The sequence below is a fragment of the Bhargavaea ginsengi genome (genome assembly GCF_900109165.1).
Classification (GTDB): Bacteria; Bacillota; Bacilli; order Bacillales_A; family Planococcaceae; genus Bhargavaea; species Bhargavaea ginsengi.
Genome location: NZ_FNZF01000002.1, coordinates 311824 through 324745, shown reverse-complemented (window position 1 = coordinate 324745; position 12922 = coordinate 311824). Strand labels below are relative to the sequence as shown.

The following is a 12922-nucleotide window of genomic DNA, read 5'->3' as shown; positions in this document are numbered from 1 at the left end:
ACCTTGGAGGGCGAGTCTTAGTCTAAGAGGAGGTGCAAGCATGTACGCAATCATTGAAACAGGCGGCAAGCAGGTTAAAGTTGAAGCGGGCCAGGAGATCTACATCGAAAAGCTCGCAGGTGACGTCGACGAGACGATCACATTCGATAAAGTACTGTTCGTCGGCGGAGATGACGTAAAAGTCGGAGCTCCATTCGTGGAAGGCGCTACCGTTACAGGTAAAATCGCCAAGCACGGCCGCGGCAAGAAAATCGTTGTCTTCAAATACAAGCGCCGTAAAAACTACCGCAAGAAGCAGGGTCACCGTCAGCCTTACACGAAAGTCGTCATCGACGGCATCAACCTGTAAGCCGTGATCCGGGTAATTGTGGATGAAACATCAGATGGCCGCATCATCTCATTCGAGATGACCGGCCATGCGGACTTTGCGGAGCACGGGAAGGATCTTGTCTGCGCTGCGGCTTCGGCCGTATCGTTCGGTGCCGTGAACTCAGTGTACGCACTGACGGAAACGGAACCTGAAGTGGAGCTTGGCGACGACGGCGGATATTTGTCCGTCAGGGTCCCAGATCCCGAAGACGAGTCCGTCCAGCTGATCCTGAAGTCCATGATCGTTTCATTGCAGACCATTGAGCGGGACTATGGTGAACATATCAAAGTGACTATCAACCGATAGGAGGTGGACTATATGCTACGTTTGGATCTCCAATTCTTCGCGTCGAAGAAAGGGGTAGGTTCCACGAAGAACGGCCGTGACTCCGAAGCGAAACGCCTTGGTGCGAAGCGCGCGGACGGCCAATTCGTAACCGGCGGCTCCATTCTGTACCGCCAGCGCGGGACGAAAATCCACCCTGGTGAAAACGTTGGCCGCGGCGGCGATGATACGCTGTTCGCAAAGGTTGACGGCGTCGTACGCTTCGAGCGTCTCGGCCGCGACAAGAAAAAAGTTAGCGTCTATCCGGCTGCTCAATAAGCTCATGGATGGCGGCGGGCTGCATGATTATCATGCGGCCCGCTTTTTTTTCTTTTGTGCAGGAAGGGAACGGATTTTTTAACCGCCTGCATTGAAACAGGCCTGTCCTGTAGTGGTATACTGTACGTACGGGGTGAACACGATTTTTAAATGACGGGAAGTGACCGGGATGGAAGAACGGCTGTCTGCACAGGAACTGCTGAAATACTCGAGGCACGATCATATGAATACTCTTCACCTGATCCGCATGCAGTTGGATCTTGGCATGGAGGATGGCGTGCGGCAGGCGATCGAAGATGCGGTCGGTCGTGCGCGGCATGAATCCGCACTCGGCTCGCTCGGCATGCCGCGCACTTCGGTGTGGCTGCAGACGTTCGCCTGGCGCTTCCCGGAGTACCAAGTGTCGCTGGAGGTTTCCGCAGAAGGCCCGGGCGACATCGAAGCCGACCAGGAAACGGAAGCGTTCCTGGAGGAGCTGTTCGCCATATTGCAGGATGGGCTCAGCCCTTATGCGGAGTACGAAGCCCACATCCGGGTTCAGGCGGATTCCGCCGGGTGGTCGGCCACGTTCACACTGGCCGGCCCGCATGACCTGGAGGAAGGGTTGCCGGAAGCGGCGCCGGAGGCAAGGTTTACATTCCATCATTCAGAGGAAGATGGAAAGCTAATTATGACTGTAGTTGGAAGGAAGGTGGATCGGTGATGTTTGTCGATCACGTAAAGGTTTATGTAAAAGGCGGGGACGGCGGCAATGGAATGGTCGCGTTCCGCCGGGAAAAATATGTGCCGGACGGCGGTCCCGCGGGTGGCGACGGCGGCAAAGGGGCTGACGTCATCTTTGAGGTGGACGAAGGCCTGCGCACGCTGATGGATTTCCGTTATCAGAAACACTTTAAGGCCCAGCGCGGCGAGCACGGGATGAGCAAGAGCATGCACGGCAAAAACGCGAAGGATATGATCGTCAAGGTCCCGCCGGGCACAACGGTCACGGATGCGGTTACAGGCACAATCATCGCGGACCTCACCGACCATGGCCAGCGGGCGGTCATCGCCAAAGGCGGACGTGGCGGACGGGGGAATATCCGGTTTGCCACACCGGCGAACCCGGCACCGGAAATTTCGGAAAAGGGCGAGCCTGGCTATGAACTTGAAGTTGTCCTCGAGCTCAAAGTGCTGGCAGATGTCGGTCTGGTAGGTTTCCCGAGTGTCGGCAAGTCGACGCTTCTTTCAATCGTTTCGGCGGCCAAGCCGAAGATCGGCGATTATCATTTCACGACGATCGTCCCGAATCTCGGTGTCGTGGATGTCGGTGAAGGGCGCAGTTTCGTCATGGCGGACCTTCCCGGACTGATCGAGGGCGCCCATGAAGGTGTCGGGCTCGGCCATCAGTTCCTGCGCCATATCGAACGGACGCGCGTCATCGTCCATGTCATCGACATGTCCGGCATGGAAGGCCGCGATCCGTATGAGGATTATGTAACGATCAATGAAGAGCTGGAACAGTACAATCTACGCCTGATGGAGCGTCCGCAGATCGTCGTGGCCAACAAGATGGACATGCCCGAGGCGGAAATGAATCTGGCGGAATTCAAGGAGCAGATTCCGTCGGATGTGAAAGTGTATCCGATTTCGGCAATCACCCGCCAGGGATTGTCTGACCTCCTTTATGCCGTCGCGGATCTGCTTGATCAAACTCCGGAATTCCCGCTTTACGATCCTGAGGAAGTGGAAGAATCACGCCACGTCCTATACAAGTTCGAGGCGGAGAAGAAAGACGAGTTCATCATCGGCCGTGATGATGACGGTGCTTATACGGTAGGTGGCCCGGCGATCGAGCGCCTGTTCAAGATGACCAACTTCTCTCATGAGGAATCGGTCCGCAGGTTCGGACGCCAGCTCCGCGGCATGGGCATCGATGATGCGCTGCGCGAGCGCGGTGTGGAAAATGGGGATACCGTACGCATCATGGATTACGAATTCGAATTCGTAGAATGAGACCTGCCCGTCAAGGGGGCCTGCCGGCATGCCGGCAGGCAGAGAAAAGAGGGCTGAAACAATGAAAGATGTTTCGGATGAAAACTATTATCTCGTCAGGGAGGACGTCCTGACGGAATCGATGCAGAAAACGCTCGAAGCGAAGCGCCTGCTGCAGAACGGCGAGGAATCCACGATCTGGGACGCGGTGAAGCGGGTCGGACTGTCGCGGAGTGCGTTCTATAAGTACCGTGATACCGTCTTCCCGTTCCACTCCGTTGTACAGGAGCGGATCCTGACCATCTTCATGCAGCTGGAAGACCGCGAAGGTGCACTTGCGGAACTGCTTCGCACCGTTGCGGAAGCTCAATGCAATGTGCTGACGATCCATCAGACGATACCGATCCAGGGCCGTGCCAACGTGACGCTGTCACTGGATGTAACGTCGATGACGATGGAACTGAACACGTTTTTGCAGGCGCTGAAGCGGCTGCCGTTCATTGAATCGGCAGATGTGGTCAGCTCGGGCGCTTATTGAGGGGGAGAACATATTGGAAGAAATGGTGACACGGGTAGCCTATCTCGGACCGGAGGCGTCGTTCACCCATCTGGCGGCGGACGGCCTGTTCCATGGGGACTGGCTCCTGCCGTACACGACTATTCCGGAAGCGATAGAAGCGGTATCGGAAGACCGGGCGGACTATGCGGTGGTTCCGATTGAAAACGCACTGGAAGGTGCCGTCTCCCTGACGGTCGACTACCTGTATCATGAAGTGGAGCTTTTCATCGCGGCTGAAATCCTGCAGCCGATCGACCAGCATCTGATGGTCCACCCGGACCGCGCAGAAAGTTGGGAAGAGGTGGAGTCGATCCATTCCCACCCGCAGGCTCTGGCCCAGTGCCATAAATTCCTGCATTACCGGTTCCGCGGTGTTCCGCTCATCCAGGCGACCTCTACATCCGGGGCGGCACGATATGCCGCAGAAAACCCGGAACTGCCGATTGCCGCCATCGGAAACCGGTTCGCGGCGGAAAAGTACGGCCTGAAGATCGTCCAGGACAGCATCAACGACTTCCACTTTAACCGGACCCGTTTTGTCGTTTTGTCGAAGCGGGAAGGGGAGATCGGCAAGCCGGGCGGGGATAAGATTAAATCCACGCTGATGATCAACTTGCCGAAGGACAACCGCTCCGGCGCGCTTCACCAGGTGCTGTCGGTATTTGCCTGGAGGCGGCTGAACCTGACCAAGATCGAATCCCGTCCGATGAAGACGGGTCTCGGAGACTACTTTTTCATCGTCGATGTGGATGCAGGCGGCGATGATCCGATGATGAAGGGCGCGCTGGAGGAATTGGCCGCTCTCGGCTGTGTCGTCAAGCCGCTTGGCACCTATAAATCCTATGAAATCAAACCGGCACCGCGCGAAAATTAAGCGCGATGCCGGTTTTTTTGATGTGTCTGAGGATGATTACGAAACTCCGCAGGATATCACGAAGCGACATCCATAGTCCGAAACCGCTGTTCAAAAACACGGTGATTTTCCGCAATCCCTATCATGCTTCGTCGGTCAAGATCCCATGCTCCCTCAATGCCTCTTCCGCGCGGTTAAGAATTTCCTCGCTGTCTGCGGTGATGGTGTGGAGGTGGGGGCCTCCGGTCAATTCAAGCAGGAGCGGTGACCCCGTTTCATTTAACCGCGCGAGGAATTCCCTTACGTCATGCCGGTTATTGACCATGATGGCCGCGTTGAGCTCCCCGTATACCGGATGTTCCACCGTGACGTCGCGGACTGAAGCGCCCGCATCGACAATCAGATTCAGTTCCTCTTCCGTCCGGTCCGGCGCATGGGTGCAGGCGATTTTACGGGACAGTCCGTCCTGCCGTTCAGGCGCTTCACCGCCAAGATGCACGTATCCCGAACTCGTCGCCATGATGGATTCTCCATGGGCTTTCAGCAAGTTGATATCTCCCACGATGACCTGGCGGCTCACCCCGAACATTTTTGCGAGTTCCGCTCCCTTGGTGGGACTGCCGCTTTCTTTCAGGTTTCTGAGGATCTGTTCCCTCCGCTCGTCCCCTTTCAACTTTTCCATGGGCTTCGACTCCTTCCCGTCATAAGTGCTGTTCGTTTTCTCATAGCTTATTGTGAAGACGTCCTCGGGGTCTGTCAAAGTTTCAGTGTCATCGCCCAGTGCGGGTTCATACGCTATACCGATGGAAGGGGGAGAAGCAATGCACGTGCACATAGTGCAGAAAGGGGAAACCCTCTGGAAAATCTCCAGGCAGTACGGGGTTCCCTTCGAAGAAGTAAAACGGCTCAATGCCCATCTGGCAAACCCGGACTACATCGTGCCGGGGATGAAGATCTTCCTGCCGGATCAAGCGAAGAAAGGCAAGGGCCAGCCGCCGGCGGAACATCCGTACAAGGACGGCCGCCCGAAAAAACCGGTGAGGGAAAAGCCGGAGATGGAATCACCGGAACTCACACCGGTTCCGCCACCGCCGCCTCCGATGGAGAAACCGGCACCGCCAAAACCGGCCCCTCCAAAGCCGGCTCCGCCGAAGCCTGCGCCAAAACCGGCGCCGAAGCCTGCACCGAAACCTGCACCGAAACCTGCACCAAAGCCTGCGCCGCCAAAACCGGCTCCGCCAATGCCGCAGCCATTGCCAACACCGCCTCCAATGCCGATCGAGGAATCTCCGATGGCTCCGCCTCCGGTCATGCCGGAAATGGAAATGCCTGCACCGCCGATGCAGGAACCATGTCCACCCGAGAAGGAGGCGGCCATGCCGATGATGATGCCGATGCCGTTCTGTTGCATGCCGGTGTTTGATATGTGCTGCCCAATGTGCGGTCATGGCCATATGCCGACCCATCATTATCCGCAAATGATGCAGCCGTATCCTCAAATGCCGATGGAATCATATCCTCAGGCCCAGCCGTATCCGGCGATGCCTCAGATGCCTTCAGCACCCGGCTATACATTACCGATCGCGGAAGGAATGCCGGAATACGCCATGCCGGCAGAGCATGAATCACCGGACAGAGGCTGGAAGATGGGTGAATCATCGTCCGTTTCGTCATCGCTGGATGTATACATGGGTGACCGTCACGAGCACGAATCCCCGATGATGGATGACCTTCAGATTCCACAAATGCCTCACATGCCGCAGATGCATCAGATGCCGGAGCATATGTACCAGGCAGAGTCGACCTGCGGATGCGGTGGTGGTGGTCAGGGACCAACTGTACCGTACGCCGTCCAGGCTGCCGCATGGCCTTACTGGCCGCAGCCTTCCTGGCAGCCGTTCCCGGGCCACCATCACGGAAATTGCTGTAATGTATGCGGTTCGCCGTTCGGATACGGCGGCTACTGACCAGCCATGGCTGCCGGTGGAAACATCCGACAGATCAAACAGAACGTCTGGAAATGGGAAGTCGGCGGCAAGCGTTATTCTTTGAAGAAATATGATTCTGCCCAGCAGGCCAGGAAAGTAAGGCGGATCCACGATGAATTGCAGAAAATCGGGTTCCCCTATGTCCTGCCGATCATCGGTTCAGCGGATGAGCGCGCAGTCATCCAACCCTGGCTGGACCGTGCCAAGTCCGCCGATTATTCAAGCAGGGCGGGGCGGGAACGGACACTTTCCGTTCTCCGAACGCTTCACGCTACGTCCGGCCAGGTGAATTGGGAAGGGACCGGAGTGCTGTACCCGTACCCGCTGGTCGCAAAGTGGGAAGACCGTCTGGCGAAATTCCGGAAACAGAAAAAGCAGCTTGTCCCTCTGATCGGAAATCATCAGTACGAATCAATCGTCTATCATGCCGAAGAGGCTCTCCGGACCATTCGTAAAACCTATGATCCGGAAGAGAATTGTACATTGTTGCACGGAGACGTTGTCCACCATAATTTTCTGAGGGCAACCGACGGCAACTATGTCATGATTGATTTTGACCTTGCATGCACGGGTCCGGCCGGCACGGAGACTGCACTCTGGATTCATCGTGTGCTGCCGCATGTCGACTTTAACCTGGATTACTTGTGCGGCGAGCAGCCGGAACTCGCCTCACTGTCGGCGTCGTCGTTCAGTCTGCTTCTTTATCCGAACGAGCTGCTGAGGGAATGGCTGTATCTGCTGTCTCTCGATGAAGAAAAGCAGAAGCTACTGAAAGTTCGGCTGGACCGCTTTACCGACAAAGCCCTTTCCGCCTGGATACCGCTCTGTTATCAGGTGGCAAAGCGGTCGAATCAATGAATGCTCATGAATGTGTGTTTTTTCCTTATAGGGAAGACACACATTTTTTTTAGATAAAATATTATGTTAACCGACAGAGGTGGTGCGTTGTGTCCTTTGCCCCCCTGATGCGGGGATGCGAACATGTATGCTATAATCTACTCATTGTGAAAGAGGGGGAACACGGCTTGTATGATTACATAAAAGGGCGCATCACAAGGGTGACGCCCGAGTATATCACGGTTGAGCAGGGCGGCATTGGCTACCAGGTGATCACGCCCAATCCCTATGCCTTCCATGCGGACGAGGAGATGCAGGTCTTTACGCATCTGCACGTCAGAGAAGACGTGATGCAGCTGATCGGTTTCCAGGCTCCCGAACAGCGGGAACTGTTCCGAAAGCTGATAACGGTCTCCGGCATAGGGCCGAAAGGGGCACTAGCCATCCTGGCCGGCGGCATGACCGCACAGGTTGTTGCTGCAATCGAAGCGGAAGATGAGAAGTTCCTCGTCAAATTCCCCGGTGTCGGCAAAAAGACCGCCCGCCAGATTATCCTGGATCTGAAAGGGAAGCTGGACGGCGTGACGGATGAAGTAGTCTTCCTGACTGAAACAGAGCCTGAAACGGGCCTCGGCTCGAATCACGATCTCGAAGAAGCGATGCTTGCGCTAACCGCGCTCGGTTACTCGGAAAAGGAGCTCGGCAAGGTCCGGCTGAAGCTTGAAAATGAGTCGTTGGAAAATACGGAAGCCTATATGAAGCGGGCACTGTCGCTTCTTTTAAAGCAGGGATAAGAAATGAGCAGGTTTGAACAAGCTGACGGAAAGGAGGGGGACTGATGGGAGAACGGGTGATCTCGGGGGAAGCTTCGGTGTTCGACGATGGTTTTGAACAGTCGCTCCGCCCCCAGCGGCTCGTCCAGTACATCGGGCAGGAACGGGTCAAGCACAATCTCGGCATCTTCATCGAGGCTGCCAAGCAGCGGGAGGAAAGCCTGGACCATGTGCTTTTGTACGGTCCTCCCGGGCTCGGCAAGACGACGCTCGCATCGGTCATCGCGAATGAAATGGGTGTTAATTTCCGGACGACGAGCGGTCCAGCAATCGAGCGTCCGGGCGACCTTGCGGCCATCGTGAGTTCGCTTGAGCCGGGGGATGTGCTGTTCATCGATGAAATCCACCGGCTGAGCCGCGCGGTTGAGGAAGTTCTGTATCCGGCGATGGAGGATTTTTGCCTTGACATTGTTGTCGGAAAAGGGCCGGAAGCAAGGTCGATCCGGTTTGATCTGCCGCCGTTCACACTGATCGGCGCGACGACGAGGGCCGGCTCCCTGTCCGCCCCTCTCCGCGACCGGTTCGGTGTGCCGCTCCGGCTTGATTACTATGACCGGGAAGCCCTTGCGGAGATTGTCGTTCGGAGCGCCGATATTTTCGGGGCGCCGATCTCGCGCGACGCGGCCGAAGAGATGGCGATGCGATCCCGCGGGACGCCGAGGATCGCCAACCGCCTGCTCCGGCGCGTAAGGGACTTTGCGCAGGTGCGCGGCAATGGTGAGATTACGCTTCCGACTGCAAAGGAAGCTCTCGAGCTGCTCCAGGTCGATTCGCATGGTCTTGACAGCATCGACCACAAGCTATTACTTTCAATGATCGAGCGGTTCAGGGGCGGGCCTGTCGGCCTCGACACAATCGCCGCAAGCATCGGCGAGGAATCAGCTACGATCGAAGACGTGTATGAACCTTATTTGCTGCAGGCCGGATTCCTGCAGCGTACACCCCGCGGGCGTATCGCTACACCCCGGGCCTATGAACATTTCGGCATCGAATTGCCTGACGACGGAAGAAGGAACCCATCATGAATGTAGAAGACTTTGATTTTCATCTGCCGGAGGAACTGATTGCACAGACTCCGCTAAAAGACCGGACGGCATCCCGGCTGCTCGTCGTGGACCGGGAGACCGGAAGCATGGACGACCGGAATTTCTCCGATATCCTGGAGTATTTTGAACTGGGGGACTGCCTCGTCCTGAACGACACTAAGGTTCTCCCGGCGCGTCTTATGGGTACAAAAGAAGAGACGGGCGCGACGATTGAAGTGCTCCTCCTGACAGACAAGGGCGGAGACGAGTGGGAAACGCTCGTGAAGCCGGCTAAGCGCGTAAAGCCGGGAACGGTAGTGACATTCGGTGACGGCCTGCTGAAAGCAGAATGCACCGGAGTGGGAGACCACGGCGGGCGGACGTTCAAGTTCAGCTATGAGGGCATTTTCTATGAAGTGCTCGACCGGCTCGGCGAAATGCCTCTACCCCCGTATATCCACGAAAAACTGGATGACCGTGATCGTTACCAGACCGTGTTCGCGAAAGAGCGCGGTTCTGCGGCAGCACCGACCGCAGGACTTCATTTTACGGAAGAACTGCTGGACCGGATCCGGGAGAAAGGGGTCAAGATCGTGTTCATCACGCTTCATGTCGGTCTCGGCACGTTCCGGCCGGTGAGCGTCGACACGATCGAGAGCCATGAGATGCATTCGGAGTACTACAGCGTTTCCGAAGAGTCTGCGGCTGCAATCCGGAAGACAAAGGAAACCGGAGGCCGTGTTATAGCGGTCGGCACAACTTCGACCCGGACACTGGAAACGATCGCCTCCGAGAACGGCGGAGAGATTGTCGCTGCGGGCGGGTGGACGTCCATCTTCATCTATCCGGGATACGAATACAAGGCGATCGACGGGCTCATCACCAACTTCCATTTGCCGAAGTCGACCCTGATCATGCTCGTTTCCGCCTTCTCGTCACGGGAGATCATACTCAATGCATACAGGCATGCGGTGGACGGGCGTTACCGGTTCTTCAGCTTCGGTGATGCGATGTTCCTGATGCCTCCAAAGAAAGGGAGAAACGAATGACTCCAGCGATCACCTATGAACTGATTAAAAAAGACAAGCAGACAGGTGCCCGGCTCGGCATTGTCCATACTCCGCACGGGTCGTTCGAGACCCCGGCATTCATGCCGGTGGGTACACAGGCGACCGTCAAAACCATGTCCCCCGAGGAACTGAAAGAAATGAAAGCCGGCATCATCCTGAGCAACACGTACCATCTTTGGCTCCGGCCCGGTCATGAAATCATCAGGGAAGCGGGCGGACTACACAAATTCATGAACTGGGACCGGGCAATTTTGACCGACTCCGGCGGCTTCCAGGTGTTCTCGCTTAGCGACATGCGGAAAATCGAGGAAGAGGGCGTTCATTTCCGTCATCACCTGGACGGCAGCAAGCTCTTCCTGAGCCCGGAAAAGGCGATGGAGATCCAGAATGCGCTCGGGTCGGACATCATGATGGCATTCGATGAGTGCCCGCCGTACCCGGCATCCCATGAGTACATGAAGGCGAGTGTCGAGCGGACATCCCGCTGGGCGGAACGTTGCCTGGAGGCTCACATGCGACCGGAAGACCAGGGACTGTTCGGCATCGTGCAGGGCGGCGAGTATGAAGACCTGCGCCGTCAGAGCGCGCAGGACCTCGTTTCCCTCGACTTTCCGGGTTATGCAGTCGGCGGCCTTTCCGTCGGCGAGCCGAAAGATGTGATGAACCGGGTGCTCGACTTCACGACACCGCTTCTTCCGGAAGAAAAGCCCCGCTATCTGATGGGGGTCGGATCTCCGGATGCGCTCATCGACGGCTCGATCCGCGGCATCGACATGTTCGACTGTGTGCTGCCGACGAGGATTGCGCGCAACGGCACACTCATGACGAGCGAAGGGCGGCTTGTTGTCAAGAACGCGAAGTTCGCGCGCGATTTCCGGCCGCTGGATGAGAACTGTGACTGCCATGTTTGCCGGAACTACAGCCGCGCCTATATCCGCCATCTCATCAAGGCGGAAGAGTCGTTCGGAATCCGCCTGACTTCGTATCACAACCTGTACTTCCTCATGAACCTCATGGAACAGGTCCGCCAGGCGATCCGCGAAGACCGCCTCGGCGATTTCCGGGAAGAATTCTTTGAGCAGTACGGCTACAACAAACCGAATGCAAAAAACTTCTGAAGCTTGTATACTTGTACCATACAGAAAGGGGGAAAATTTGTGGAAACATTAGTAGCCCTGATGCCGCTGATCCTGATGTTCGCCGTGATGTGGTTCTTCTTGATCCGCCCGGCACAGAAGCGGCAGAAAGCAACACAGAAAATGCAGAATGAAATTCAGCGCGGCGACAAAATCGTCACGATCGGCGGCCTTCACGGCACGGTCGATGCAGTCGATGATGCGACCGTGTTTGTGAAATGCGCCGACGGTTCCCGTCTCCAGTTTGAACGCGCGGCAATCGGCCGTGTCCTCGACAACTGATTTGCCGGAACGGCCGCAGGCACAGCGGAATGATCCGCCGTGCCTGCGGTCTTTTTTTGTTTCCTAGAAAATGATAATTCGTCACTCTGTGGATAATGGCTATCCACGTGGCGTCCCCGCCCAGCTCCAGCGCCTGGCAAAATGCAAAATGAACTATTAAATCGAACATACTTGGCATGGTTGCTTGCAGTAGAGGCGCGGACTCCTGCATTGAAAGCGAAGAGGGCCGGTCAGCTCCGACAGGCATGTCTTATGACCTGAGGAGTTGGACTCTACAGCTGGACAGCGGAAAAGGAAGAGCGGAGAGACTTCGTAGATTGTGCTGCCCACCACTGCGTTAAGGGCGCAGGAAGGTCTTTGCTGCCCAACGCTTTGCTTTTGGGCGCAGACGCCAATCTTCGCGTTGGCTTCGGCTCTTAGCCTTCCCCGCATCAAAAGTGAAGGGAGCCGTTAAGCCCTGACAGGCATAAGACGTGCCGCGCAGCGAAGCTTGCTTCGCGGAGTGGAATGGCTTATGACCCGAAGGGCTGGCTCCTTGCAACTGGCCGCGGAAAGCCAGCGCCGGAACGGAAAGCAACTGCTCACTATAGACCTTGTTTCCTTTATCTCATTGCGAAGGGCTCCAGTTTGTACGTTGCTAAACGGCACTTGCGCTTTTGTTCTTTTCCCGGAAAGTTGGCGTGATGGCGGCAGTCCGGTGAATGTTTCCCTTCAGGATGCCCTATACTAAACGGGAAAAGAGGTGCATCATGGAAGATTTGTTAATTGTGATATGGCGGACGGTTTTCCTATATGTGCTGATCATCGTCGTGCTGCGGATCATGGGCAAGCGGGAACTCGGGGAGCTGAGTGTGGTCGACCTCGTCATTTCCGTCCTGATGGCGGAAGTAGCCGCCTTTGCGCTGGATGATCCGGACAGTCCGCTGTTTATGGCCATTATGCCGATTTTGGTTCTCCTGATCATCCAAATCACGGCTTCGTTCATTTCCCTGAAAAGCAAAAAGTTCCGGGATGTCGTCGAGGGGGGGCCCGCGGTCATCATCCGGAACGGTGTAATTGAAGAACAGACCATAAGAAGACAGCGCTACAATATCGATAACCTACTTCAGCAGCTGAGGGAGCAGCAGGTGGCATCCGTCCGTAATGTCGCCTATGCTTTTCTTGAGGCAAGCGGCAATCTGGCAGTGTTTGAAAAAGACAGCGACCGTCCCATCCTTCCGCTGATTTCGGATGGCGTGATCCAGAAAGAGCACCTGCCTCTGATCGGCAAGGATATGGAGTGGCTGATGAACGAGTTGAATGCGGCTGGCTACAGCAGTCCTGAGCAGGTGTTTTTCTGCACGCTCGATAAGGAAGGCATGCATATCCAGGAAAAAGGGAGGACAGGGTGAT

16 protein-coding genes and 1 other annotated feature (1 of these 17 cut by a window edge) are annotated in these 12922 nt (G+C 56.2%); of the genes, 15 read left to right on the top strand and 1 reads right to left on the bottom strand.

Annotated features, from left to right (window positions below):
- Positions 1 to 28, top strand: a sequence feature (ribosomal protein L21 leader region) (it extends 45 nt beyond the left edge of the window).
- A 12-nt stretch (positions 29 to 40) separates the two neighbouring features.
- The 7 genes from rplU (at position 41) to pheA (ending at position 4380) form a co-directional block, all read left to right on the top strand.
- The gene (rplU, locus tag BMX91_RS06820) at positions 41 to 349 is read left to right on the top strand and encodes a 50S ribosomal protein L21 (RefSeq protein ID WP_008299799.1); all 309 of its coding nucleotides are present in this window, start codon (positions 41 to 43) and stop codon (positions 347 to 349) included.
- A 3-nt stretch (positions 350 to 352) separates the two neighbouring features.
- Positions 353 to 676: a ribosomal-processing cysteine protease Prp gene (locus tag BMX91_RS06815; protein WP_092051366.1), complete on the top strand. Its 324-nt coding sequence runs from the start codon at positions 353 to 355 to the stop codon at positions 674 to 676.
- 12 nt (positions 677 to 688) lie between these two features.
- Positions 689 to 973 carry a 50S ribosomal protein L27 gene (gene rpmA / locus BMX91_RS06810; RefSeq protein ID WP_092051364.1) on the top strand — a complete coding sequence of 95 codons (285 nt, stop codon included), beginning with the start codon at positions 689 to 691 and terminating at the stop codon, positions 971 to 973.
- Positions 974 to 1142: 169 nt separating this feature from the next.
- Positions 1143 to 1676, top strand: coding sequence for a Spo0B domain-containing protein (locus BMX91_RS06805; RefSeq protein ID WP_092051362.1), 534 nt, complete (start codon positions 1143 to 1145; stop codon positions 1674 to 1676).
- A complete protein-coding gene (gene obgE, locus BMX91_RS06800; protein ID WP_092051359.1) occupies positions 1676 to 2968 on the top strand; it encodes a GTPase ObgE in 1293 nt (430 codons plus the stop codon). Before BMX91_RS06805 ends, obgE begins: the two co-directional genes overlap by 1 nt.
- A gap of 61 nt (positions 2969 to 3029) precedes the next feature.
- A complete protein-coding gene (locus BMX91_RS06795; RefSeq protein ID WP_092052161.1) occupies positions 3030 to 3485 on the top strand; it encodes an ACT domain-containing protein in 456 nt (151 codons plus the stop codon).
- Between the two features lie 22 nt (positions 3486 to 3507).
- Positions 3508 to 4380 carry a prephenate dehydratase gene (gene pheA / locus BMX91_RS06790; protein WP_092052158.1) on the top strand — a complete coding sequence of 291 codons (873 nt, stop codon included), beginning with the start codon at positions 3508 to 3510 and terminating at the stop codon, positions 4378 to 4380.
- 121 nt (positions 4381 to 4501) lie between these two features.
- Here the strand turns inward: pheA and BMX91_RS06785 are convergent, their stop codons facing one another.
- On the bottom strand, positions 4502 to 5041 hold the full coding sequence (locus tag BMX91_RS06785; RefSeq protein WP_092051357.1) for a transcription repressor NadR: 540 nt from the start codon (positions 5039 to 5041) through the stop codon (positions 4502 to 4504).
- Between the two features lie 139 nt (positions 5042 to 5180).
- On the opposite strand from BMX91_RS06785, the gene BMX91_RS06780 reads away from it, so the two are divergent.
- The 8 genes from BMX91_RS06780 to BMX91_RS06745 all read left to right on the top strand — a co-directional run bounded on the left by BMX91_RS06780 (position 5181) and on the right by BMX91_RS06745 (position 12921).
- Complete coding sequence (locus tag BMX91_RS06780) at positions 5181 to 6326, top strand: LysM peptidoglycan-binding domain-containing protein (protein WP_092051355.1); 1146 nt, start codon at positions 5181 to 5183, stop codon at positions 6324 to 6326.
- 6 nt (positions 6327 to 6332) lie between these two features.
- The gene (locus BMX91_RS06775) at positions 6333 to 7205 is read left to right on the top strand and encodes an aminoglycoside phosphotransferase family protein (protein ID WP_092051352.1); all 873 of its coding nucleotides are present in this window, start codon (positions 6333 to 6335) and stop codon (positions 7203 to 7205) included.
- 167 nt (positions 7206 to 7372) lie between these two features.
- Entirely contained in the window at positions 7373 to 7978 is a 606-nt protein-coding gene (gene ruvA, locus BMX91_RS06770) for a Holliday junction branch migration protein RuvA (RefSeq protein ID WP_092051350.1), read from the top strand.
- Between the two features lie 44 nt (positions 7979 to 8022).
- Positions 8023 to 9042: a Holliday junction branch migration DNA helicase RuvB gene (ruvB, locus tag BMX91_RS06765; protein WP_092051348.1), complete on the top strand. Its 1020-nt coding sequence runs from the start codon at positions 8023 to 8025 to the stop codon at positions 9040 to 9042.
- Positions 9039 to 10091 carry a tRNA preQ1(34) S-adenosylmethionine ribosyltransferase-isomerase QueA gene (gene queA, locus BMX91_RS06760; RefSeq protein WP_092051346.1) on the top strand — a complete coding sequence of 351 codons (1053 nt, stop codon included), beginning with the start codon at positions 9039 to 9041 and terminating at the stop codon, positions 10089 to 10091. The genes ruvB and queA overlap by 4 nt, the downstream gene beginning before the upstream one ends.
- Complete coding sequence (gene tgt, locus BMX91_RS06755) at positions 10088 to 11230, top strand: tRNA guanosine(34) transglycosylase Tgt (protein ID WP_092051344.1); 1143 nt, start codon at positions 10088 to 10090, stop codon at positions 11228 to 11230. Before queA ends, tgt begins: the two co-directional genes overlap by 4 nt.
- Positions 11231 to 11269: 39 nt before the next feature.
- Entirely contained in the window at positions 11270 to 11530 is a 261-nt protein-coding gene (gene yajC / locus BMX91_RS06750) for a preprotein translocase subunit YajC (protein ID WP_092051342.1), read from the top strand.
- 749 nt (positions 11531 to 12279) lie between these two features.
- The gene (locus BMX91_RS06745) at positions 12280 to 12921 is read left to right on the top strand and encodes a DUF421 domain-containing protein (RefSeq protein ID WP_092051340.1); all 642 of its coding nucleotides are present in this window, start codon (positions 12280 to 12282) and stop codon (positions 12919 to 12921) included.
- Position 12922 lies beyond the last annotated feature (1 nt).

What these genes read in the sequence shown, in the direction of transcription:
- rplU (WP_008299799.1), top strand. Translation starts at nt 41, where the DNA reads ATGTACGCAATCATTGAAACAGGCGGCAAGCAGGTTAAAGTTGAAGCG.
- rpmA (WP_092051364.1), top strand. Translation starts at nt 689, where the DNA reads ATGCTACGTTTGGATCTCCAATTCTTCGCGTCGAAGAAAGGGGTAGGT.
- BMX91_RS06805 (WP_092051362.1), top strand. Translation starts at nt 1,143, where the DNA reads ATGGAAGAACGGCTGTCTGCACAGGAACTGCTGAAATACTCGAGGCAC.
- obgE (WP_092051359.1), top strand. Translation starts at nt 1,676, where the DNA reads ATGTTTGTCGATCACGTAAAGGTTTATGTAAAAGGCGGGGACGGCGGC.
- BMX91_RS06795 (WP_092052161.1), top strand. Translation starts at nt 3,030, where the DNA reads ATGAAAGATGTTTCGGATGAAAACTATTATCTCGTCAGGGAGGACGTC.
- pheA (WP_092052158.1), top strand. Translation starts at nt 3,508, where the DNA reads ATGGTGACACGGGTAGCCTATCTCGGACCGGAGGCGTCGTTCACCCAT.
- BMX91_RS06785 (WP_092051357.1), bottom strand. Translation starts at nt 5,041, where the DNA reads ATGGAAAAGTTGAAAGGGGACGAGCGGAGGGAACAGATCCTCAGAAAC.
- BMX91_RS06780 (WP_092051355.1), top strand. Translation starts at nt 5,181, where the DNA reads ATGCACGTGCACATAGTGCAGAAAGGGGAAACCCTCTGGAAAATCTCC.
- BMX91_RS06775 (WP_092051352.1), top strand. Translation starts at nt 6,333, where the DNA reads ATGGCTGCCGGTGGAAACATCCGACAGATCAAACAGAACGTCTGGAAA.
- ruvB (WP_092051348.1), top strand. Translation starts at nt 8,023, where the DNA reads ATGGGAGAACGGGTGATCTCGGGGGAAGCTTCGGTGTTCGACGATGGT.
- queA (WP_092051346.1), top strand. Translation starts at nt 9,039, where the DNA reads ATGAATGTAGAAGACTTTGATTTTCATCTGCCGGAGGAACTGATTGCA.
- tgt (WP_092051344.1), top strand. Translation starts at nt 10,088, where the DNA reads ATGACTCCAGCGATCACCTATGAACTGATTAAAAAAGACAAGCAGACA.
- BMX91_RS06745 (WP_092051340.1), top strand. Translation starts at nt 12,280, where the DNA reads ATGGAAGATTTGTTAATTGTGATATGGCGGACGGTTTTCCTATATGTG.